Raw genomic sequence first — 22,612 nt, 5'->3', positions numbered from 1 at the left:
CCTTCCTGATAACATTGGCAGGATAGCCAGCACCCACCACGCCAATGACACCAGACCAAACCGCCGCCTCCGACCTGTCAGACCCGCCTTTACCCTCGCTGCCGCTCGCTGTTACCTTCACAACCGATGCCACTACCGGTTATGCGGCGATGCAGAACGACGTGCCGGCAGTGCGCGCGATCGCGCTCACCAACGGCGGCGCGGCCCCGCTGGCCAATGTCGTGGTGTCGATCGACTCTGATCCGCCCTTTGCGACCGGTGTACCACTGCGCTTCGAACGGCTGGAAGCGGGCGAAACCCGCACGATTTCTCCGGTCGACCTGAAGCCGGACCACGCCTGGCTGGCGGGGCTCGACGAAGCCGTGCGCGGCACCATCGTGCTGGCGGCGCAGGCCGATGGCCACGCGCCGTTCGAAGCCCGTCACGGCATCGAAGTCCTGGCGTACGACCAGTGGGCCGGCACGCGCGCATTGCCGGAACTGCTGGCGGCATTCTGCATGCCGAACGCGCGCGTCGTCGATCGCCTGGTCGCCGCGGCGGCGGCCCTGCTGCGCGACGCGCCGGGCAGCCCGTCGATGAACGGCTACCAGTCGCGCAACCGCGAGAAGGTCTGGCAGCAGGTGTCGGCGCTGCATGGCGCCGTACTGGCGCAAGACCTGCACTATGCGAACCCGCCGGCATCGTTCGGTACCGATGGCCAGAAGATCCGCACGCCCGAACGCATCATCGACACGAAACTGGCCACCTGCCTCGATCTTGCCATGCTGTTCGCGTCCCTGATGGAGCAGGCCGGCCTGCACCCGGTCGTGCTGCTCAAGGATGGCCATGCCTGGGTGGGCGTCTGGCTCGTCGATACCTGTTTCGCCAGCGCGCTGGTCGACGATGCGCAAACCGTGCGCAAGCGCGTCAAGTCGGGCGAGCTGATGGTGTTCGAGACGACCGGCGTAACGGACGGCCAGCGGCAGTCGCTGCGCCTGGCCCGCGCCGCCGGCGAGGACCACCTGGCCGACGACGCGGCATTCCTTTGCGCAATCGACATCCGCCGCGCGCGCGAACTGCACATCCGTCCGCTGCCCTCCCGTTCCGCAGGGGCGGCCGGTGGCGCCGGCGATGTGCCGGTGCAGGACGATGCGCCGGCGATCGAACCGATGCCGCCGCTGCCGCCGCTCGATCCGGCGCTGCTGCCGGCATCGCTCCCGGCCGCGGACACGCCCGAAGGCCGCCTGGCGCGCTGGAAAAGCCGCCTGCTCGACCTGACGCTGCGCAACCGCCTGCTGAACTTCAGGCCGTCGAAGACGACACTGCGCGTGATCTGCCCCGATCCGGGCGCGCTCGAAGACACACTGGCCGAGGGCAAGGATTTCCGGCTGCGTGCCGCGCCCGTGCTGATGGCGGGCGGCGACCCGCGCGAAGCGCCCGCGTTCACCGCGCGCACGGGACAGGCGCCGCTCGACGCGCTGGCCGTCGACGCGCTCGGCCGTGGCGAGATCCTCGTGGAGGTTGCCGAAGATGCGCTCGACGGCCGCCTGCTGGACATCTTCCGGGCGGCCGGCACCAGCCTGGAAGAAGGTGGCGCCAACACGCTGTTCCTCGTCTTCGGCTTGCTGGAATGGCGCGAGGATCCGGCGGCGGAAGCATCGCACCTGGCGCCGATCCTGCTCGTGCCCGTCACGCTCACGCGCCAGTCCGTGCGCAGCGGCTTCCGGCTGGTGCGGCACGACGACGAAGCGCTCGTCAATCCCACGCTCGTGCAGAAGCTGGCGCAGGACTTCCAGCTGAAACTGCCGGCCTTCGACGTGCTGCCCGCGGACGACAAGGGCATCGACGTGGCCGGCATCCTGCAGTCGTTCCGCCTGCACGTGGGCGAGCTGAAAGGGTGGGAAGTGCACGAGCAGGTCCACCTCGGCATCTTCTCGTTCACCAAGTACCTGATGTGGAAGGACTTGCAGGACCGCCATCGCCAGCTGCAGGACAACCCGGTCGTGGCCCAGCTCGTCGACCACCCGGGCGAGGCCTTCGCCGGCACCGCGCTCGGATTCGAACCGCGCACGCTCGATGCCAGCCACGCGCCGGACGCGCTGTTCGCGCCGCTGCTGGCGGATTCCTCGCAGTTGCGGGCGATCTGCGTGGCGGGCAGCGGCACCAATCTCGTCATCGAAGGCCCGCCCGGCACCGGCAAGAGCCAGACGATCACGAACCTCATCGCCCACCTGCTGGCCACCGGCAAGTCGGTGCTGTTCGTGTCGGAAAAAATGGCCGCGCTGGAAGTCGTGCATCGCCGGCTGAACGCGATCGGCCTGGGCCCGTTCAGCCTGGAATTGCACTCGTCGAAGGCGAAAAAGGCCGACGTCATCCGGCAGCTCGGCATCGCGCTCGACGCGGCCGGCACGCGCTCGGTAAAGGAGTGGGAACTGGAGGTAACGCGCCTGGCCGCGCTGCGCGCGGACCTGAACGATGTCGCCGTGGCGCTGCATCGGTCGCACCCGAACGACCTGACGATCTATGACGCCATCGGCACGTGCATCGCGCACGCCGGCGAGCGCCCCGCTCCATTCGCATGGCACGACCCCGACGCGCACGCCCGCACGCAGCTCGAGGCGTGGCGCGAGACGAGCCGCCAGATCGGCGCGCTGGCGAGCCAGCTGACCACACTGGCCGGCCACGCGCTGGGCCGCATCGGCACCGCGGCCTGGTCGCCGTCATGGGAACAGGATCTGCTGGAGAGCGCCACCGCGCTGGCTGGCAGGGCGGGGGCGCTGGGCACGGCCGCCGTCATGCCGCTGCAGTGGCTCGGCGCCGCGCCCGACGACCTGTCGCTGGCCGACTTCGCCGCCCTCGACCGGCTGGCCGAAGCGCTGCTGGCGGCGCCGCGCGTGCCAGCCGGCGTTGCCCGGGTGGCGCACGACGAAGCGGCGCGCACGCGGCTGGCCGCGCTGCGCGAGCATGGCCTGGCGCGCAACCGCGCCTGGGAACCGCTGGCGGGCCGCTATGCGGAAGCCGCCGCGCAGTTGTCGGCTGCCGACCTGCGGCGCGACTGGACCGCGGCGCAGACGGCGTGGTGGCCGAAAAGCTGGTTCGCCACGCGCGGCCTGGCCAAGCGCCTGCAGACCTACCGCACCGACGCGCAGGCGGCGGCGGAAAGCGAGATGCCGGCCTTGCTGGACGCGCTGGCCAGGGTCAACGAGGAAGACGCGGCCATCGCAGCGCTGTCGGCCGATGCCGGCACCCTGCTGGGAGCGGATTTCGCGGGACACCGCACCGATTGGGAAGCTGTCGCACGCGCCGAGCGCTGGGCCAGGGACTATGCCGATGCCATCGTCCGGCTGGCCGGTGGCGACGTCGAAACGGTGGCATCGCTGCGCGCCAGCCTGCTGCCGTACGTGACGGACAACCGCGCGCTGCTGGCCGCCGGAGCGCCGGCCTGCAAGGGCCTGACCGCTTACCGCGACGCGTGGCGCGAGTTTTCCACGCACCTGCGCCAGACGTCCAACCTGGGCGGCTGCGGCGACAACCTGGGCATGGACCCGGGTGCCGACGGCGCCGTCGCGCAGGTGAGGCACATCCTGGAAGGCTGGCAGCTGCACGCGCGCCAGTTGCGGCCATGGTGCCTGTGGCAAGGCGTGCGCGCCCGCGCCATTTCAGGTGGCCTGCAGGGAATCGTCGCGGCGCTGGAAGGGGGCGCGGTGGCGCTGGAGCGGGTACCCGACTACTTCGAATACAGCTACCGCAACTGGTGGGTGCGCAAGGCGATCGACCGCGAACCCGTACTGTGCGCGTTTTCCAGCGCCGACCATGAACGCAAGATCCGCGAGTTCCGCCAGGCCGACGAGCGCTTCCAGCAGCTCACGCAGCAGTACGTGGTAGCTTCGCTCGCGGCGCGGATCCCGGCCGGGGCCACGCTGGCCACCGGCTCCGATTCCGAACTGGGCCGCCTGCGCCGGGAGCTGCAGAAGCAGCGCCGGCACATGCCGATCCGCCAGCTCATCGCGGGCCTGCCGACGCTGCTGCCGCGCCTGAAGCCCTGCCTGCTGATGTCGCCCCTGTCCGTGGCGCAGTACCTCGACGCCGCCCACGCGCCGTTCGATGTCGTCATCTTCGATGAAGCGTCGCAGATCCCCGTGTGGGATGCGGTGGGTGCGATCGCCCGCGGCCGCCAGCTCGTCTGCGTGGGCGATCCGAAGCAGCTGCCGCCAACGAGTTTCTTCAGCCGCGCCGACGATGGCGAACACGGCGACGCGGAAACCGAAGTGCAGGACCTGGAAAGCATCCTCGACGAATGCCTCGGCATCGGCCTGCCGGAGTTGACGCTGAACTGGCACTACCGGAGCCGCCATGAGAGCCTGATCGCGTTCAGCAACGCCACGTATTACGGCAACGCGCTCGTCACGTTCCCGTCGCCGGTCACCGCGGACACCGCCGTGCGCTTCCAGCACGTGCCGGGCGTGTACGACCGCGGCAACACAAAGACCAACCGGGCCGAAGCAGCGGCCATCGTGGCGACCATCGAGCAGCATTACCTGGATCCGGCGCGGCGCGCGCAGACGCTGGGCGTGGTCACGTTCAACAGCGCCCAGCAAGGCCTGATCGAGCGCCTGCTGGAGGAACGCCGCCGCGCCAACCCGGCGCTCGATGCCGCCATCGCGCAACCGGCCCAGGAAGCGCTGTTCATCAAGAACCTGGAAAACGTGCAGGGCGACGAGCGTGACGTCATCCTGTTCTCCGTCACCTACGGGCCGGATGCCCAGGGCAAGGTCAGCCTGAACTTCGGCCCGCTGAACCTGGAAGGCGGGCACCGCCGCCTGAACGTGGCGATCTCTCGCGCGCGCCAGGCCGTAATCATCTACAGCACGCTGCTGCCGGAGCAGATCGACCTGGCGCGCGTGCGCGCCAGCGGCGTGCGCGACCTGCGTCATTACCTGGAATTCGCGCAACACGGGCCACGCGCGCTGCCCGGCCGCACCACATCCGGCGGCGACGACGATGGCGGCCCGTTCGAGCGCCAGGTGGCCGCCGCCCTGCGCCAGCATGGCTGGACCGTGCATAGGCGCGTGGGCGTGTCCGGCTACCGGGTCGACCTGGGCGTGGTGGACCCGCGGGCGCCGGAGCGCTACCTGCTGGGCATCGAGTGCGACGGCCCTTCCTACCATTCCGGCGCCACCGCGCGCGACCGCGACCGGCTGCGCCAGCACGTGCTGGAAGGGCTGGGCTGGCAACTGTTCCGCGTCTGGTCCACCGACTGGTGGCTCGACCCCGAAGATCCGCTGCGGCGCCTGCTGGCGCGTCTCGATGCGCTGCTGCAGCAGGAGATACCCGAGAACGCAGTAACGGTCGAAGCGGCCGATGCGGCTGAAGCGGCCGAGGAGGAAGAAGACATTCCGGCTACCGGAGACGCGACAACGCCGCCAGCCGCACCGGCGATCCCGCCCGTTACGGTGGAAGCCGCACCACCTGCGCACGGCGCGGCCATGCTGTATGTGCCGGTGACCTTGCCGAAGAGCGACCCAGAGCGGTTCTACGAGCCGTCGGCGGCTGCCGAGCTGCGCCATCAGCTGCACCGCGTGATCGACGAGGAAGGGCCGCTGGCGCAAGCGGTGCTGTTCCGCCGTGTCATGCGCGCCTGGGGACTGGCACGCACCGGGGCGCGTATCGAGAAGCACCTGGCCGGCCTGCTGCCCGGCGGCGTGCGCACGACGGTCGAGGACGATGTGTTCTACTGGCCCGGGCACCACGATCCGTCCACGTGGGACGGCTACCGGCTGCCCGGCGCCGAGCCGGACGCGAAACGCGCCATCGACGAGGTGTGCCTGGAAGAGCTGGGCAATATCGCGCTGCACGTGCTGGACGGGCAAGGTGCCACGACGCAGGCGGGACTGGCCCGCGCCGTGTGCCGGCTGCTGGGCATGGCGCGCACGGGGCCCGAGGCGGAAGCCCGGATCGGCCGGGCGCTCGGCCACGGCCGGCTGGCGGGCCTGGTTGCCGTCGATGACGGGGTGGTGGCCCTTCGGAACGGCGCGATCGCCGGACCGGACGGCCGGCCGGGCTAAGCGCCAGGCGAACTCAGTCGAACGGGTTCGCGACCTTTTTCACGGCGGGTGCCGGCAGCGTTGCCGGCAAGTCCTGCTCTTCCAGCTTCGCCACCACGGCACCCAGCAGCTGGTGCAGCGCCCGCGCATGCTCGAGGCCCCGCTTGTCCATCGTCAGGTCAATGTCGCCATCGATCGTGATCCGGTCCAGCCGGTTCTCGATCGACAGTCCGCCGATCGCCAGCACGTCGGCCTCGTTCGCATACGGCACGAATTTCTTGCTCATCTGTGGGGTTCCTTTCAGCCCTTGCGTTTCGTGGTCTTCGGCAGCTTCAGCATCACCAGCTTCTGCTGCGCCGACAGCGACGGTATCAGATCGATGCCGATCCTGCGTTCCAGTTGGGCGATGGTCATCGTCTGGGGCTTCGCATCGGCCTCGTTGGCCACGAACCACGCGCCGCCGGCCCGCTGGCGCGGGCTGTAGACCACCTTGTACAGGTGGCTCGGCACCAGCACGTTGCCCACCTTGCGCAAGTCGCTGCCCAGGAAGGCGGGGCCGGTGATCACATACAGGTCGCCCTCCTTCTTGACCATCTTGCGCACGGCGCTTTCGATGCCGGCCCACACGTGGCGGTTGTTGTCCGCATCCTGCGGCACCATGTTCGCCAGCGTGAAGCTCTGGTACTGGCTCTTCTCGTCCGGCATGTTGCCGCTCGGTGCCATGTGGCCCCGGTCGAAGCCGCTGCGCGCATAGTCGGCCAGTTCGGCGCGCTGCGCCTTCGGCAGCCGCGACTCGGCGTGGAAGGCGTTATCGCGCGACATGTCCTCGGCTTTCTCGATGCGGCGCGGCGTCAGGTGCTCGGCCGACCACAGCGGCGTGCGCGTGATGCCGGAATGCATGATACCGAACACGTCATAGCACAGCGGGCGCGTGGCGCGGGCGAGCTTGTCGTTGAGGATGCGCGGGGCCTGGCCTTCCACGTAATGCTGGGGGCAGGCCTCGAAGGCAAATGCGGATGGCGCGAGCGAAGGCAGGAAAAGCGCGGCCGCGAGGGCGGCGGCGTACAGCGGGCGGATGAACATCGGGGTCGGCGGCGATCAGGAAGAATGCGATGGATAGAAGAAGCGTATTCTAACGGACCGCCGATTGCGCCAGCAAGCGCGAGCGGCGGATGGCCGCCCTCGCGCCCCGGGGCGGCGGACTGCGGCGGACTCAGTGCAACCGGTCCAGCGCTTCCAGCACACCCTTGCGATTCTTGTGCTTCACCTCATAGGTGCGCACCTTGCGGCGCTGCGCGGCCGTCAGCTCGGCGAGCGCGCCCTTCACCTGCGGCACGGTCAGGTGTTCGTAATTGGCGATCGGCACGCTGCGGTCGGGCGACGCGCCGGCGCGGTCCTTCGCCTTCGCACCCTGCGTTTCGCCGAACTGCTTGCGCTGCTTGTTGACGATACGCGCCGCCACTTCCTCTTCGCGGCCCTTGTAGCGGCCTTCCTTCTCGAACTGCTTCTCGAGCTTTTCGTATTCGTGTTCCCGTTTCGGGCTCGCACCTCGTGGCATGATGGTCCTCCATGGTCGATGTTCCGGGCATCGTAGCGAAACCGCGGCAGTCCCGGCGCACGAACGCCAAACGGGCACTAGAACTGCTCGATCCAGCCGGCCAGTTGCACCGGCGTGGGCGTGGTCCCGGCCGGCACCAGCCGCGCGTGCACGCCGTCAGGCCCGCCGGACAGTTGCAGCGTCTGGCCATTCCGGCCCAGCCACAGCAGCACCGCCAGCCAGAATGCGTGCAGGTCCGACACCCCGCTGGCGGTGGGCGTCTCGAGGAATTCGGTCAGCCGCGACGTGTGCACGATGGTGCCGCCTTCGGCCGTGCGGTCGAAGCCATCGTCGAACGCTTCGGCCAGCAGGCCGAACACGTCGCCCGGCACGGCGCCGCCGCCGGCCAGCGCATCGAGCTGTTCCCGCACGGTCCGCCCGAACGCGGCGCTGCGAAACGCTTCGGAACCGATCAGGTCCGAGTAGTCCATCAGCAGCCAGTCCGGCTCCGGCGGCGTGAGCCCGGCGCAGAGCGCCGCCGACAGGTAGGCATCGATCGGCACGGTGCCGGCGTTGCCGGTGACGCCGGCGCACAGCGCATACAGCGTGCCGATGCGGTTGGCCACGGCCTGCTTTTGCCGGATGAGCAGCTTTTCACGCAGCAGTTGCGCGTGCTCCCGGCGCAGCCGGGCCAGCTCGACCGCCTGCTTCATTTCCATGCGCAGCGCGGTGATGTCCCAAGGCTTCTGGATGTAACGGTAGATCTGGCCCTGGTTTACCGCCTCCACCGTGTGCACGATTTCCGAGTACGCGGTGGTCAGGATACGCACGATATGCGGATAGCGGTCCCACGCGTAGAACAGCAGCTCGTTGCCGTAGGCGCCGGGCATGCGCTGGTCGGACACCAGCACGGCAATGGTGTCGGCATGCCGGTCCAGCACGCGCTTGCCTTCCTCGACCGATTCCGCCGTCAGCACGGTGGCTTGCGAGGCGAGCGCACGCTGGAAGTATTTCAGGGCCGTCGGTTCATCGTCGACGTAGAGGATGGCTGGCAATGGTTTGGCAGCGTCGGTCATGCTTGTTCCTTTTGTGTTTCTGGAAAATTCATCGTGGCGGTGGTTCCCCGCTGGCGCTCCGGGTGGTCCGGCGACGCCTGTGTCGATTGCACGCGCAAGTGCCCGCCGAACGATTGCATCACCCGGTGGCAGAACATCAGGCCCCAGCCGGCGCCCTCGCCGTGCATCGATACCGGGTCGAGCAGCAGGCGGTGCAGGATTTCCGGCGCGATGCCGGGGCCGTTGTCCTCGACGGCGATCGCCGGGCGCCCGCCCGCGCCCACGGTGACGCGCAGCCGCGGCGCCGACTGGCCGCGCAACGCCTGCAGCGCATTGGCGACAAGGGAGGACAATACCAGCGCCACGCAGTTGGGCGACGCGCGAATCGCAAAATCCTGCTGCACGTGGACCGACATCGCCGCCCGCTCGCCCGCACTCATCGGATAGGATGCCAGCAGTGCTTCCACCATGCGCTGCGCGCCGGCACCGGCCGCGCGGGCCGCCGGTGCCGGCGACGCCCGCTTGATGGCGTCGACGAAGGAATCGAGCACGGACTGGCAGTAACGGGCATTCTCGCCCATGTGGGCGGCCGCATTGCCGATCCGCGCGCGCATCGGCAATGCATGGCGATCTTGCGGGCACGCGTCATCGCGCCCCGGCACATCGTCGTCAACGGGATTCCCGCCATGGTCCTGCCGCGCCAGCGAGCGTGCGAATGCGGCGATCGACGCCAGCGGCGCGCCCAATTCGTGCGACAGGAACGCGACCGTTTCCTCGACCGCCATCTGGCCATGGTCGCGCATGGCGCGGTCGCGCGCGCGGCGCGCCGCTTCCATGCTGGCCCGGCGCAGCGCTTCGCGCAGCGTATCCTGCCGGACCGGCTTTTCCAGCACGTGGAACACATCGCCGCCGTTGACCGTTTCCAGCAATATCTCCTTGTCCGCGTAGGCGGTAACGAGGATGCACACGAGCCCCGGCCACGCGCGTGCCACCTCGCGCAGCAGATCGCTGCCGGTCCTGCCCGGCATCCGGTAGTCGGTCACCAGCACGTCCACGTCGTGGCCACCGAGCAGGTCGATCGCCGCGTCGACACCCGGGGCCGTGAGCACCCGGTACTCGTTGCCGAAGGCGCGGCCGAAGTACTTGCGGGCCAGGTCTTCGTCGTCCACGTACAGCACGGTGGGCGTCGTGCCCTCTGCGGCCTGTTCCATCAGCGCTCCCCACCCGCCCGAGGCAGGTCGAATGAAAACCGGGTCCACTCCCCGGGCTGGCTTTCAGCCGCCAGGTGGCCGCCATGGCGCTCGATCACGCTGTAGCTGATCGACAGCCCGAGCCCCAGGCCCTGCCCCACTTCGCGCGTGGTGAAGAACGGCTCGACGACGCGCTGCAGGTTCTCCGGCGCGATGCCGGGCCCGTTGTCGCGCACCGTGACGCGCAGCCGCTCACCTTCCTCGCGGGAGGCAATGAGGATTTCCGGCGCCGGCGTCGGCCCCTTGCGCAGCGCCAGCGCGGCATTGCTGAGCAGGTTGATCAGCACGCCGACGATGGCCGCCTCGTCGCCGCGCACCAGCGTTTCGCCGGCCAGGTCGCGCCGGATCGCGATGCCCTTGGTTTCGTGGCTCACCAGCCGCACGGCCGCATCGAGTGCCCGCTCCAACAGGAACGTGCTGCCGTCCACATGTTCGTTCCGGTAGGCGAAGGTCTTCAGGTCGGACACGATGTACTGTACGCGCAACATGCCTTCCCGGGCGTCTTCCAGGCATTCAAGCAGCATCGGGCTGCCCTTCGCCGCCGGTTCTTCCCGCGCCACCTCGATCGCCATCAGGCAAAAGTTGACCGGATTGTTGACCTCGTGCAGCAGGCCGGCCGACAGCGTGCCGAGCGCGGCCATTTTTTCCTGCTGCAGCATCTGGCCCTTGATGTCGGCCAGGCTGCGGTTCGTGCGTTCCAGCTCGTCGTTCTTCTGCGCCAGCTCTTCCTTCAGGTCGAACAGCTGCCGCCGCCCGCGCTCGTTGTAGAACGTGTAGACGGTGCTGGCGGCCACCGAAAACAGGATGATCGTGGAGTGGAACAGGAACTGTGCATGGTCCGTCACGCCCTGCGGCCGCGCCACGCAGGCGATCCAGTACAACGTCAGGGTCAGCAGGCCATATCCCAGCGTGTACATGTAGCCGACCGGGAACAGCGTGCCGACCGCGAAGAGGGTCAGGATGATGCCCGCATAGAACAGCGAGACCTCCCCCTGGGTCACGTGGATCATCCAGGCGATCATCAGTTGCGGGAGCGTCAGCCACGCGAACGTCACCGCGTGCACGTGCCGCCTGCCGAACGCGGTGTACAGCATGCCAAGGCCCGCCAGCACGCCGATGCTGGTCACGATTCGGGCCACGGCGAAGCGCGCCATCTCCTGCGGGTACACGGCGAGATCGAGCACGAAGCCCAGCAGCACGAGCACGATGACCGTCACCGCGCAGGCCCGGCTCTGCATCAGGTGGAATCCCGACAGCTCCCTGGCGTAATTGCCGCGCACCGGCGTGACCGTGCCTCTCACGGCTCGACCGTCATCTCGGCGAACACGTTCACGCCGGTCGGGTCGGTGTACACCCGGGTGCCGCCGCGGCGCGGCGGCAGGACCGCCCGCATTCCCGCCTCGTCGCGATAGATCAGGTACCACTCGAGGATGTGCTCCATGCTGAACCTTTCGGGGTTCGCGCTGTGCACGTTGGTGACGAGCAGCGTGCCGCCCGCGCGCGCGCGCGTCGCGAAATAATGGGTCAGCCGCGCGCACACCTTGCCGGACAGGTAGTCGAACAGGCCGGCGCAATACACGGCATCGAACTCGCCGCGACCGGTTCCTACGGCATCGCGGCGCTTGAGCAACTGGTGCACGGAGTCCTGCACGAAGTCGATCGCCGTGCGCCGGCCGGAGGCCCGCTGCACTGCGTCGAGGCGCGTGCGCGTCCAGTCCAGCGTTTCGCCGGAAAAGTCCACCAGTTCGAACGACAGCCATTCCGGCTCGTCGCATTGCTGCAGGAAACGGGCCACTTCCTCGGCCGGCCCGCAGCCCACGTTCAGCACCCGCAGCGGGCGGCCGGCGGCCCGTGCCCGCTGCGCCAGCCGCAGCAGGTATTGCACGAGGATGTCGATGCGGTGCCGGTGCGCCGTGGCCACGGCGGTCTGCAGGAAGGCCGCGTTGACGACCTGGAAGTAGGTGTTCGGGCCCTCGCGCGGATCGCCGAGGATCTGGTTGACCATCTGGTAGTCGCCGGCATAGCCCAGCGGTTTCGTATAGGTGCGGAACACGAACGGCGCGCGCAGGATCAGCGGGTGCAGCGCAGCCTGGGCGAAAGCGCGGTGTACGGCCGCCTGCTCCTCGTCGACCAGCGAAGCCTCGTGGTTGAAATTGTCAAAGCACGCTTTCATCTTGCCCATCAGTGGCAGCGCCAGTTCCAGGAAATACTCGGCCGGCAGCCGCGCCGTCGCCTGGCCGCCCGGCGTGGCGTCGGCCAGGTCCACCTGTTCCAGCCAGCGCGACGCGTCGGCCAGGAACGCCCGGGTTTCGTTGACGACGATCTGGTAGTCGCGCCGGATGCGGAAACGCTCGCTCCAGCCGTCGACGAACGCCTGCGCCTTCTGGCCGATGACGCCGGGCGCCAGGGCCACTTCGGTCAGCTCGCGCCATTCGTCCGTCAGGCTGGTCGACACGATCGCCGTCAGGCCGGTGTTGACCATGCTGATGACGACCGCCTTGCCCACATAGGCTTCGCGTGCGCCCATCCGCACCGTCACCTCGCTCAGCACTTCGCTGACCTGGACGATGGACCATGGGTTGTAGACTTCCATCACGAGCGAGCGCCGCTGCACGTTGACGATCGTCGCACGCACCGCTTCGCCTTGCGCGTTGTGGAAACTGACGACGGGATCGATCTGCGTTGGCGAGTACACGTGGGCGCTTGGGCTGGCGTTATTACTGCCGAGTGTACATTGATGCAGATCACCCTGCAATGAAGGCTGGATGCCGAAAAATGACACGCGAAACTCGCGGACAGCAAGCCGCTGCCCGCTGCCAGTGACTGGCTGGCAGCAACGCGCCTCACTGTCCAGGACGGTACGGCAGCGTACAGAGCCATGGGCTCTGCGGTGCCACGATGAGCGGATGCAACGGAGGAGACCATGACGCAGGTACGCAAGGGCCAGGCGCCCGACAAGCTCGACCGCGAGCAGTTCCATCGCAAGTTCACGCAATCGTTCCAGGACCCGCGATTCGAGCCGCTGCGCGCCGATATCGCCAGGCTGGAGGAAGTCGCCTGGACCAACTACCGCGACAGCCGCAAGGCGCCCATCACCGTGAAGGCCGGCCCCGGCTTTGCCGATCCCGGCTACGACCTGGCCGTCGAGTGGAAGGCGGCCCGCGACGCACTGCTGGCCGCCGAGCGGCGCCAGAAGGATCCCGCCACACCCTCGCGCGTGCTGCTGGTCTGCGGCGCCTCGCGCAACGATGGCACGTGCCCCGGCGAGATGTCCAAGACATACCGGATGATCGAATGGGCCCGCACGGCGCTGGAGACGGAAGGCATCGAGGCCGACGTGCTCGACCTGTCGCTCGTCACGTCCACCTACAGCCACCACATTCACCCCTGCAAGGGTTGCGTATCGACCGCGATGCCACTGTGCCACTGGCCGTGCAGCTGCTATCCGAATCACAGCCTGAACCAGGTGAACGACTGGATGAACGAGATCTACGAGCGCTGGGTACTGGCGCACGGGGTTATCCTCATGGCCCCCACGTATTGGTACCAGTCGCCGTCGCCGCTGAAGCTGATGATCGACCGGCTGGTGTGCGCCGATGGCGGCAATCCCGATCCCACCAGCACACAGGGCAAGGACGCGGAGCAAGCCAAGGCGCTCGAGCTGAAAGGCTGGGATTACCCGAAGCACCTGGCGGGCCGCGCCTATGGCGTGGTCGTCCACGGCGACGTGGCGGGCGTGGAAAGCCAGCGCCGCAACCTGGCCGACTGGCTCGAATGGATGGGCCTGATCGGCGCCGGCCACCAGGCCGTGCTGGATCGCTATATCGGCTATTACGAATCCTATGCGGAAAGCCACGACACACTGGACCGCGACAAAGCGCTGCAGGAGGAAGTGCGCAACTGTGCGCGGGCCGTGGCCGAAGCCGTGCGGCAGATCCGCGCCGGCAAGCTCGTGCCACCCGATGCGCGGCTGCGGCAGCCGCGACCGAAGTAAGCGGGCAAGCACACCGCATCACTGAAAAGTTGCCCGCAAAATGGGGACGTACCCCATTTTTTGAGCAACTTTCCTGCCGCCGGCGTCAACGCCTGACGGATGCGATCTGCCGCTCGAACGCATCCACCACCCGCTCGGCCCGTTCTAGGGTCGTGCGGTCGCCGCGCCGGTGCGCGAACGCGGCGGCGGCGGCGCGGAACTGCCGATCGTCCAGCATCTGTCGCACGGGGGCACGCCAGTCGCCAGCCGCCTCGCACCGGGCGCCGTTGATGCCGCCGCCCCAGCTTTCCACCCGCCGCGCCATCAGGAACTGCTCCAGTTGCATTGGCAGCATCAGGACGGGCACGCCGCACAGCAGCGACTGCACCACCGTCCCCTCGCCGGCATGGCAAATGCACAGCACAGTGCCATGCAGGGCGGCTTCCAGCGCCACCGGCTGGGCCGAATACACGATGCGCGGCGAGCTGAGCGGTGCGGCGCGCCCCGCGGCCACCTCCGGCAGGTAACACAGCACGCGGCAGCCTTCGTCGACCAGCGCCTGCAGCACGGCGGCGTGGTGGCCATGCTCATGCCGCAGATGCGCGAACACGCGCGGCCCGTCACCCGGCGGCCAGGCTGGCGCGGCGGTTCCCAGGGGCAGGCCGACGGGCCCCAGCCACTCCGCCTCGGCTGGCGCGCGGCCGTAATGATCGAATTCCGGCCAGGTGCACAACAGCGGCGCGTCGCCCAGCAGCAGGCGCGCGGCGTGCAGCAGCTCCGGTGCGCCGTGCATCTCGAGCACGGCGTTGGCCACGTTGAGGACATGGGCTTCGGCGCGCGCGAGGCGCTGGGGTGCCACGCCATCCCAGTCGCGCAGGCAGGGCAAGGGGCGGTCGGCGGGCGGACTGGAAAACCCGATGCCGACCGAACTCGTTGGCACGTGCAGCGTGCGCGCGGCCAGCAGCGCGGTCGGCGCATGATCGGCCACGACCAGGTCCGGTGCGATCTCTTCAAAGAGGGCGCGCCAGCCAGCCACCAGGCCGGCCAGGCCAGGCACGTCGAGATATCCCACGGCAAGCAGGGTTTCGGCCAGGCTGGCGTGATTCGATGGCAATCCCTCCGCGGGCTGCAGCCATACCGGGGCCTGGAAGCGCGGCACCGGCAGGTCGGCCAGCACGCGCTGCGTGCAGCCCAGGTCGCGCAGCGCGAAACTGACGCGATGGCCGCGCGCGAGCAACACGCGGGCCAGCATTTTCAGCCGGCCAGCATGCCCCAGGCCGCCGCCAAGTTCCCAGACTAGGTGGATGTGTGCCATGTGATCGAAACTCCCGACGCGCGTTGCCCGATGCCAAAGGTGCCCGTAACCGAAAGTCCATTATACGCAGGGGCGAACTAATCGAGATTCCGATTTCTGTAATCCGTCTCTTACAAGGGCACGGGATGCCTGCTGCTACTCAGCCCGGCAATGGGCCAGCATACTCGTTATACAGATGACAACGGTATTAACGAGATTCAATAACGTTATGCCATCACGGCCTGCCAAATCACGAGACACGAATGCCCACTACCGCCCTCGCCCAACGCCTTGACGCTGCTATCGATACCAGCGATGCCAAGGCCGTCTACCATGCGCTGCATGACGATGCCAATCCCACCCTCGCAGCCACTTACCTGGAAGCCCGGCTGAACGAAGCGGCAAACCTGCCATGTGACCTGCCAGCCACCATCGACGAGATGGCGGCGTGGATCACGCACCACACCGATGCCGTCGGCGCGGAATACCGGGCTTACCTGGCGGCCCGCAAGAATGGCGCGCCGCGCCGCTACTTCAAGACCCGCTCCCAGGCACTGTACTTCATCAAGGCCGTCGCCCCCACCAAGCTCGTCGATGGCGCGTGGCTGTACGGCGTGCTAGAGCGTTGGCAAGACCCGGATTACCAGCCACTGATCCGCATTTACCTGGAAGAACTGGGCAACGGCGTGCCGGACAAGAACCACGTCACCATCTATCGCAAGCTGCTCGAACAGCATGGCTGCGAGCATTGGCAGGGTTTGCCCGATCGCCACTTCGTGCAGGGCGCGATCCAGCTTGCGCTGGCGGCGGGCGCGGATGACTTCCTGCCCGAACTCGTCGGCTACAACCTCGGCTACGAGCAGTTGCCGCTGCACCTGCTGATCACGTCGTATGAATTGAACGAGCTGGGCATCGATCCTTATTACTTCACGCTGCACGTCACCGTGGACAATGCCGATACGGGCCACGCCCACACGGCGCTCGAAGCGCTGCGGCGCCTGGTGCCGCGGGTCGGTGACAGCGCTGCGTTCCTGCGCCGCGTGGCCGCCGGCTTCCGGCTGAACGACCTGGGCATCGGTACTGTCGAGTCCATCGCCTCCTTCGACCTTGAGGGCGAAACGGTCGCGATGCTGGCCGCCAAGGCGGTCGTCGGCAAGAACATGCACTCCGACTACTGCCGCGTGGCCGGCCGCACCATCAACGACTGGCTGGCCGACCCGGCGCAGATCCCCCAGTTCCTGGAAAAGCTCGAACAGCAGGGCTGGATCCGCCGCGGTGAGCCGGCCGCGAACAGCCGCTTCTGGAAACTCATCCATGGCGAGCGCGCCGAGATGTTCGGCGTCTTCAGCCCCTATGAACAGCAGTTGCTGGAAGACTGGATCGCCACGCCACGCGACGGCAGCGATCCCGCCATTCCCCGCGTGCCGAGCTACCGTGCCTTGCGCCGCAGCCTCGACACGCTGGACTCGGCGCCCGCCCGCAACACGGCGCCGCGTGGTGTGATCCGGCACACCTTCCCCGCGGACGAACATGCGTGGCAAAGCATCGGCTGTGAATTGCGCCTGCTGGAAGCACAGCTGGCCGCGACCGCCAGCAAGGACGAGGCGATGGCCCTGCTGATCGGCCTGATGGCACCGAACCAGCATCACACCTCCGCCGGGCTGATGGCAACGCGCGTGTTCAACCGGCTGTATCAATGAAGCAATGAGCCAGCCGCCCTGCGGCGAGGCCGTCTCCGCGCGCAACGGTAGCGCGACCAGCGCAATGGCGTCACGGGATTACAACGATCACAACGAAACGAGGGGATACGATGATGAACGCCACCGCCAGCGCGGGCCTGTCCGGCCTGGGGGCCGCAGCCGCGGTTTCCACCGACCTTTCTGGCCAGGAAGCCGCGCCATGCGCCGTACGCGGGCAGCCAATGCCGGATGCGGCCGCCCTGCTCGACCTGGGCCGCGCGCTGCGTGCCGCCGGGTATCGCTTCACCACGGTCACGCCAGCCACCCACAGCCGCGTGAAAGGCCGCAGCGACCACGTGTGGGCGCGCGACCTGGCCGACATCTTCGGCTGGAGCCGGCCCTTCCGCGCCGAGGCGCTGTCGGCCGAACTGCTCGCGCTGATGGTCCGCGCCGGCATTGCCCAGCCACACCGCGACGGCTGGCGTTCGACCCTGCGCGCCTCCACACTGGGCGGTGAGCTGTATTTCCATTCCGCCTACCCCACCAGTGAACCCGATGCCGTGTTCTTCGGACCGGATACCTACCGCTTCGCGCGTGCGTTGCGCAGCGAACTGGCCGTGATCGCCGCGACCGGGCGCCCGGTGCGGCGCGCGGCGGACGTGGGCGCCGGTGGCGGTCCCGGCGCGTTGACGGTGGCGCGCCACTGCCCTGGCGCCGAGGTACTGGCGCTGGACATCAACGCCCGCGCAATGCACCTGTGCCGCATCAACGCGCAGTTGGCGGAGCTGGACAACGTCGTGGTTCGCCACAGCAACCTGCTGCAGGACGTACCGGGCGAGTTCGACCTCATCGTCTCGAATCCGCCCTACCTGCTGGACAAATCCGAGCGCGCCTACCGTCATGGTGGCGGCGAGCTGGGCGCTGGTCTGTCGCTCGCGCTGACGAAGCAGGCGCTGAGCCGGCTCGCGCCGGGCGGCAGCCTGCTGCTGTACACGGGCGTGGCCATGTTGCACAACGACGACCCGTTCCTGCGGCGCATCGAGCCGCTGCTGGCGCACGCGGGCATGAGCTGGCAGTACGAGGAAATCGACCCCGACGTGTTCGGCGAGGAACTCGACACGCCCGCCTATGCCGAAGCGGACCGCATCGCGGCCGTCTGGCTGAAGGCGTCCAAGCCATTGCACTGATGTCGCAACAGTGATCCGGCCCACCTGATCTGGCCGGACTTTTCACGCATCACTTATACCGAGCGAAAGACCCATGACCCAAGATTTGCAAGCGACCGTCGTCACGCACGGCGGTGCAGGCGGCAGCCGAGACCAGGATGACGGCTGCCGGTTCGCCGCCCGCACGGGCCTCGACCGCCTGGCCGGCGGCGGCAGCGCGCTCGACGGCGCCGTGGCCGCCGTCGTCGCGCTGGAAGACGACGGCCGCTACAACGCCGGCAGCGGCTCAGTGCTGTGTCTGGACGGCCGCACCATCGAGATGGATGCGTCCGTGATGGATTCGCAAGGCGCCCTGGGCGCCGTCGCGTGCCTCCAGCGCGTGAAAAATCCCGTGCTGGTGGCGCAGGCCGTTGCCCGCACCCCGCACTGGCTGCTGGCCGGCGAAGGTGCCGAACGTTTTGCCCGCACGGCCGGCTTCGCGATCCACCACGCGATCAGCGAGCGCCAGCGCGCCAAGCACGAACGCCTGATGGCCACGCTGGGCGGCAAGGAGCCCGCCACGCCGGGCGTGGCCAACCGCGCGTTCAAGGATTACTGGAACTACGACACGCCGCCTGAATTCACGCCATGCGACACGGTCGGCGCCGTGGTACGCGATGCCGCCGGCAACTTTGCCGTGGCCTGCTCCACGGGAGGCTCGGCACCGTCGCTGCTGGGCCGCGTCGGCGACACGCCAATCATCGGCAGCGGCTTCTATGCGGGTGCGGAAGGCGCCGTGGCCGTCACCGGCATCGGCGAACACATCGTGCGCCATCTGTTGGCCCACACCGTCTATACCTGGATGGCCGGCGGCATGCCGGTCGAGGAAGCCGTGCAGCGCGGCGTGGACCTGCTGCCGGCGGAAATCGACGTGGGCGTCATCGCCATCAACCGCCATGCGGCGGCCATGCGCAGCAACCGCGAAATGCCCTGCGCGGAGGAGCGCGCATGAGTGGACAAACGAGCGGGGAAATGAGCGCGCCAGCGAGCCGGCATCCGGCGAACGAACACTTCGACCGCAGCCAGCATGGCCACCTCGTCATCGTCGGCGGCCACGAAGACCGCGAGAACAGCAAGGACATCCTGTCGCGCTTCGTGCAGCTGTGCGGCGGCACGCAAGGCACGATCGCCGTCATCACGGCCGCCAGCCGCGTGCCCGACGTGATGTGGGAGCGTTACGACACGGTGTTCCGTGAAATCGGCGTACGCGAAGTGGTGCGCGTCGACCTGCCGGACCGCGCCACCGCCAACGATCCCGGCCTGGCGGCGCGTGTGCGCCAGTGCGACGGGATCTGGATGACCGGCGGTGACCAGAAACGCCTGCTGGCGATGATCGGCGGCACCTTGCTCGACGAGGCGATGCACGGCGCGCTGAAGGAAAGCGGCGCGTGCATCGGCGGCACCAGCGCCGGCGCGTCGGCCATGTGCGGCCACATGCTGGCCGACGGCAAGGCCGACCTGTTGCCGGAAAAAGGCTCCGTCAGCCTTGGTGCCGGCCTCGGCTTCGTCCAGCGCGTCGTCATCGACCAGCATTTCAGCGAGCGGCACCGGCTGGCGCGGCTGCTGACGATCGTCGCGCAGAATCCGTATTTGCTGGGCATCGGCATCGACGAGGACACGGCGCTCGTGGTCGAGCGCGGCGTGGGCATCGAGGTGATCGGCGCGGGCAGCGTGACGGTCGTCGACGGCCGCGCGATGATCTCGAACGTGGCCGACATCCCGGCCGGCGGCACGCCGCAGCTGATCGACGTGCGCCTGCACCTGCTGCCCACCGGCAGCAGCTTCGCGCTGCCCGGAGAGATCAACCACCCGCACCAGCTGCCGCCGGACGCCACGCGCGACACGCCGGCCCCGCTCACCGACTTCATCCGCACCGTCACGAAGAGGAATCCCCTGTCATGAACATCCTGGACCAGCGCGTGCTGCGCGGCCCCAACCTGTATGCCGCACGGCCTTGCCTGCTGACAGTACTGGACCTCCAAGACTTGCATGGCGTCGCCTCGAACGACGTCCCCGACTTCACCGACGCGCTGCTGGCCCTGATGCCGAGCCTGATGGCGCACCGCTGCTCGCCCGGCCATTATGGCGGCTTCGCCGAGCGCCTGCGCGACGGCACCTACATGGGCCACATCATCGAACACCTGACGCTGGAACTGCAATGCCTGGCCGGCACGCCGGCCGGCTTCGGCCGCACGCGCCGCGTGCGCGGCCAGCCCGGCGTGTACCGCATCGTGTGCGCCTACAAGGTCGAGGAGGTCGCCCTCGAGGCATTCGACCTGGCGCTGGCGATCGTCGGCGCGCTGGCGAAGGGCGAACCGTTCGCACTGGAAGGCCCGCTGGCGGCGCTGCGCGGCACGGCCGAGCGCAATGCCGTGGGCACCAGCACCGCCGCGATCCTGAAGGCGGCGCGGCGCCGGCGCATCCCGTATTTCCGCGTCACGGAAAACGCCAACCTGTTCCAGCTGGGCTGGGGCAGCCGGCAAAAGCGCCTGCAGGCCACCATGACGGGCGACGCGAGCAACATCGCCTGCCGCATCGCCAGCGACAAGAACCTCACGAAGGCACTGCTGAAGGAGGCCGGCGTGCCTGTCCCTGGCGGCACCGTCGTCACCAGCGCCGACGAGGCCCTGCGCGCGGCGCGCAAGCTGCGCGGCACCGCGACCGTGAAGCCGCTCGATGCCAACCAGGGCAAGGGCGTGACGACCCAGTGCACGACGCCGGAACAGGTGGCGGCGGCCTTCGAGGCGGCCCGCAAGTTTTCCCGCAGCGTGATCGTGGAACGCTTCATCGAAGGTCATGACTACCGCGTGCTCGTCACCGGCGACAAGGTTGCCGCCGCATCGCTGCGGCGCCCGCCGTGCGTGACCGGCGACGGCCACCGCACGGTGCGCGAGCTGGTCGAGATGGAAAACCGCAATCCCGCGCGCGGCAAGGGCCACGCCAACATTCTCACGCAGATCCCGCTCGACGCGCATGCGCTGCAGGCGCTGGAGAAACAGGGTTACGGTTTCGACAGCGTGCCGCCGGTGGGCGTGCCCGTCCTGTTGCGCGGCAATGCCAACCTGTCCACCGGCGGCACCGCCGAGGACGTGACGGACCTGCTGCCCGCCGAGACGCGCGCCACCTGCGTGCGCGCGGCGCGCAAGATCGGCCTGGACGTGGCCGGCATCGACCTGGTCTGCCGCGACATCGCCCGGCCGCTGGCCGAACAGGGTGGCGCGATCATCGAAGTGAACGCGGCGCCGGGGATCCGCATGCACCAGTACCCCGTGGCCGGCACGCCGCGCGACGCGGGCGACGCCATCGTCGAGGCGATGTATGGCGGCGACAATGGCCGCATTCCCGTCATCGCGATCACCGGCACGAACGGCAAGACCACGACCACGCTGATGGCGGCGCACTGCGTGCGCGCGGCCGGCCTGCGCACGGGCGTGACGACGACCGAGGGCGTGTATATCGACGGCCGCCGCATCGTCAGCGGCGACTGCAGCGGCTACTGGTCGGCGCGCACCGTGCTGACCGATCCCACGGTGGACTTCGCCGTGCTGGAAACGGCGCGCGGCGGCATCCTCAAGCGCGGCCTGGCGTTCGACCGCTGCGACGTGGCCGTGGTGCTGAACATCAGCGCCGACCACCTGGGGCTGGACGGCGTGAACACCGTGGAGGACCTGGCGCGCGTGAAGGGTGTCGTGGCCAGCGCGGCGTCGCGCTGCGTCGTGCTCAACGCGGAAGACCGCCATTGCGTGCGCATGGCCAGCCGGCTTGCCGACAGGCTCGAGGTGCTGTTCTTCGCGCTGGACCCGGACAATCCGGTGCTGCTCAAGCACCTGCACAACGGTGGCCGGGGTGCCTACCTGCAGGACGGTGAACTGATCGTCGCGGACGGCACGCGCCACCTGGCGCTGCTGCGCGCGGCGGACATGCCGTCCACGCTCGGCGGCCATGCCCGCTACAACATCGCCAACGGGCTTGCCGCCGCGGCGGCGCTGCTGGCTTCCGGCTTCGCGCCCGAGCAGATCGCATCGGGCCTGGGCACGTTCGTGTCGGACGGCCGCACCAACCCGCTGCGCAGCAATGTGTTCGACGTGCATGGCGTCACCGTCGTCGTCGATTACGCGCACAATCCGGCCGCGTATGCGGCGCTGTCGGGCATGGCGCGGGGCCTGTCGAAAGGCCGCGTGGTCGGCGTGGTCACCGCGCCGGGCGACCGCCGCGACCAGGACCTCGAAGCCGTCGGCGAGACGTGCGCGGGCGGCTTCGACGAGATCGTCGTGTATGAATCGAACAACCGCGGCCGGCCTGCCGGCGACTGCGTGCGGCTGATGCTGGGCGGTGCCGGTGCCGCCGGCAAGCCTGAGGCCGTCATCCATAGCCGTCTGAACGGCCATGAAGCGCTGCGCCACGGCCTGTCGCTGTGCCAGCCCGGCGACGTGATGGTGTTCGCCTGCGGCTCGTCGCTCAACGAGGTCGTCGAGGCATTGCGGGAAAGCGATCCCGCCAGCGCGCAGCGGATCGCCGAGCAGGCGGCATTGCTGGTGGCGTGAGCCAGCGCGGCCAACACCGACGCATGTTCTAGCTGTTGGCTGCTGAACACCG

The 22,612-nt window shown here is 68.6% G+C and carries 15 protein-coding genes; 7 read left to right on the top strand and 8 right to left on the bottom strand.

What is annotated here, in order from left to right; genetic code table 11:
• The first annotated feature begins 44 nt into the window (after nucleotides 1–44).
• Nucleotides 45–6,044, top strand: a complete 6,000-nt coding sequence (gene proA / locus EWM63_RS27100) for an anti-phage protein ProA (RefSeq protein WP_130189305.1) — start codon at nucleotides 45–47, stop codon at nucleotides 6,042–6,044.
• Nucleotides 6,045–6,057: 13 nt separating this feature from the next.
• Here proA and EWM63_RS27095 read toward each other — a convergent pair whose 3' ends face one another.
• From EWM63_RS27095 to EWM63_RS27065, 7 genes are all read right to left on the bottom strand, one after another.
• Nucleotides 6,058–6,309: a hypothetical protein gene (locus tag EWM63_RS27095; protein ID WP_130189304.1), complete on the bottom strand. Its 252-nt coding sequence runs from the start codon at nucleotides 6,307–6,309 to the stop codon at nucleotides 6,058–6,060.
• A 14-nt stretch (nucleotides 6,310–6,323) separates the two neighbouring features.
• Nucleotides 6,324–7,106 carry a DNA/RNA non-specific endonuclease gene (locus tag EWM63_RS27090; RefSeq protein ID WP_130189303.1) on the bottom strand — a complete coding sequence of 261 codons (783 nt, stop codon included), beginning with the start codon at nucleotides 7,104–7,106 and terminating at the stop codon, nucleotides 6,324–6,326.
• 130 nt (nucleotides 7,107–7,236) lie between these two features.
• On the bottom strand, nucleotides 7,237–7,581 hold the full coding sequence (locus EWM63_RS27085; RefSeq protein WP_130189302.1) for a hypothetical protein: 345 nt from the start codon (nucleotides 7,579–7,581) through the stop codon (nucleotides 7,237–7,239).
• 77 nt (nucleotides 7,582–7,658) lie between these two features.
• On the bottom strand, nucleotides 7,659–8,636 hold the full coding sequence (locus EWM63_RS27080) for a response regulator (protein WP_130189301.1): 978 nt from the start codon (nucleotides 8,634–8,636) through the stop codon (nucleotides 7,659–7,661).
• The gene (locus EWM63_RS27075; RefSeq protein ID WP_130189300.1) at nucleotides 8,633–9,826 is read right to left on the bottom strand and encodes a hybrid sensor histidine kinase/response regulator; all 1,194 of its coding nucleotides are present in this window, start codon (nucleotides 9,824–9,826) and stop codon (nucleotides 8,633–8,635) included. The genes EWM63_RS27080 and EWM63_RS27075 overlap by 4 nt, the downstream gene beginning before the upstream one ends.
• Nucleotides 9,826–11,103, bottom strand: a complete 1,278-nt coding sequence (locus EWM63_RS27070; protein ID WP_130190641.1) for a sensor histidine kinase — start codon at nucleotides 11,101–11,103, stop codon at nucleotides 9,826–9,828. The genes EWM63_RS27075 and EWM63_RS27070 overlap by 1 nt, the downstream gene beginning before the upstream one ends.
• A 59-nt stretch (nucleotides 11,104–11,162) precedes the next feature.
• Nucleotides 11,163–12,560 carry a class I SAM-dependent methyltransferase gene (locus EWM63_RS27065; RefSeq protein ID WP_130189299.1) on the bottom strand — a complete coding sequence of 466 codons (1,398 nt, stop codon included), beginning with the start codon at nucleotides 12,558–12,560 and terminating at the stop codon, nucleotides 11,163–11,165.
• A 228-nt stretch (nucleotides 12,561–12,788) separates the two neighbouring features.
• Between EWM63_RS27065 and EWM63_RS27060 the strand changes: the two genes are divergently transcribed.
• Nucleotides 12,789–13,859: a flavodoxin family protein gene (locus EWM63_RS27060; protein ID WP_130189298.1), complete on the top strand. Its 1,071-nt coding sequence runs from the start codon at nucleotides 12,789–12,791 to the stop codon at nucleotides 13,857–13,859.
• An 85-nt stretch (nucleotides 13,860–13,944) separates the two neighbouring features.
• Here EWM63_RS27060 and EWM63_RS27055 read toward each other — a convergent pair whose 3' ends face one another.
• On the bottom strand, nucleotides 13,945–15,153 hold the full coding sequence (locus EWM63_RS27055; protein ID WP_130189297.1) for a glycosyltransferase: 1,209 nt from the start codon (nucleotides 15,151–15,153) through the stop codon (nucleotides 13,945–13,947).
• A gap of 242 nt (nucleotides 15,154–15,395) precedes the next feature.
• Between EWM63_RS27055 and EWM63_RS27050 the strand changes: the two genes are divergently transcribed.
• The 5 genes from EWM63_RS27050 to cphA all read left to right on the top strand — a co-directional run bounded on the left by EWM63_RS27050 (nucleotide 15,396) and on the right by cphA (nucleotide 22,560).
• Nucleotides 15,396–16,832: an iron-containing redox enzyme family protein gene (locus EWM63_RS27050; RefSeq protein WP_130189296.1), complete on the top strand. Its 1,437-nt coding sequence runs from the start codon at nucleotides 15,396–15,398 to the stop codon at nucleotides 16,830–16,832.
• A gap of 110 nt (nucleotides 16,833–16,942) precedes the next feature.
• Nucleotides 16,943–17,998 carry a methyltransferase gene (locus EWM63_RS27045; protein ID WP_229487528.1) on the top strand — a complete coding sequence of 352 codons (1,056 nt, stop codon included), beginning with the start codon at nucleotides 16,943–16,945 and terminating at the stop codon, nucleotides 17,996–17,998.
• 73 nt (nucleotides 17,999–18,071) lie between these two features.
• A complete protein-coding gene (locus EWM63_RS27040) occupies nucleotides 18,072–18,968 on the top strand; it encodes an isoaspartyl peptidase/L-asparaginase (protein ID WP_130189295.1) in 897 nt (298 codons plus the stop codon).
• The gene (locus EWM63_RS27035) at nucleotides 18,965–19,918 is read left to right on the top strand and encodes a cyanophycinase (RefSeq protein ID WP_229487527.1); all 954 of its coding nucleotides are present in this window, start codon (nucleotides 18,965–18,967) and stop codon (nucleotides 19,916–19,918) included. Before EWM63_RS27040 ends, EWM63_RS27035 begins: the two co-directional genes overlap by 4 nt.
• A complete protein-coding gene (gene cphA, locus EWM63_RS27030) occupies nucleotides 19,915–22,560 on the top strand; it encodes a cyanophycin synthetase (RefSeq protein ID WP_130189294.1) in 2,646 nt (881 codons plus the stop codon). Before EWM63_RS27035 ends, cphA begins: the two co-directional genes overlap by 4 nt.
• Nucleotides 22,561–22,612: the final 52 nt, after the last annotated feature.

The organism is Pseudoduganella lutea, from assembly GCF_004209755.1.
GTDB lineage: Bacteria > Pseudomonadota > Gammaproteobacteria > Burkholderiales > Burkholderiaceae_D > Rugamonas > Rugamonas lutea.
Note: the sequence above shows the minus strand (reverse complement) of the source record. Positions and strands in the feature narration are given on the sequence as shown.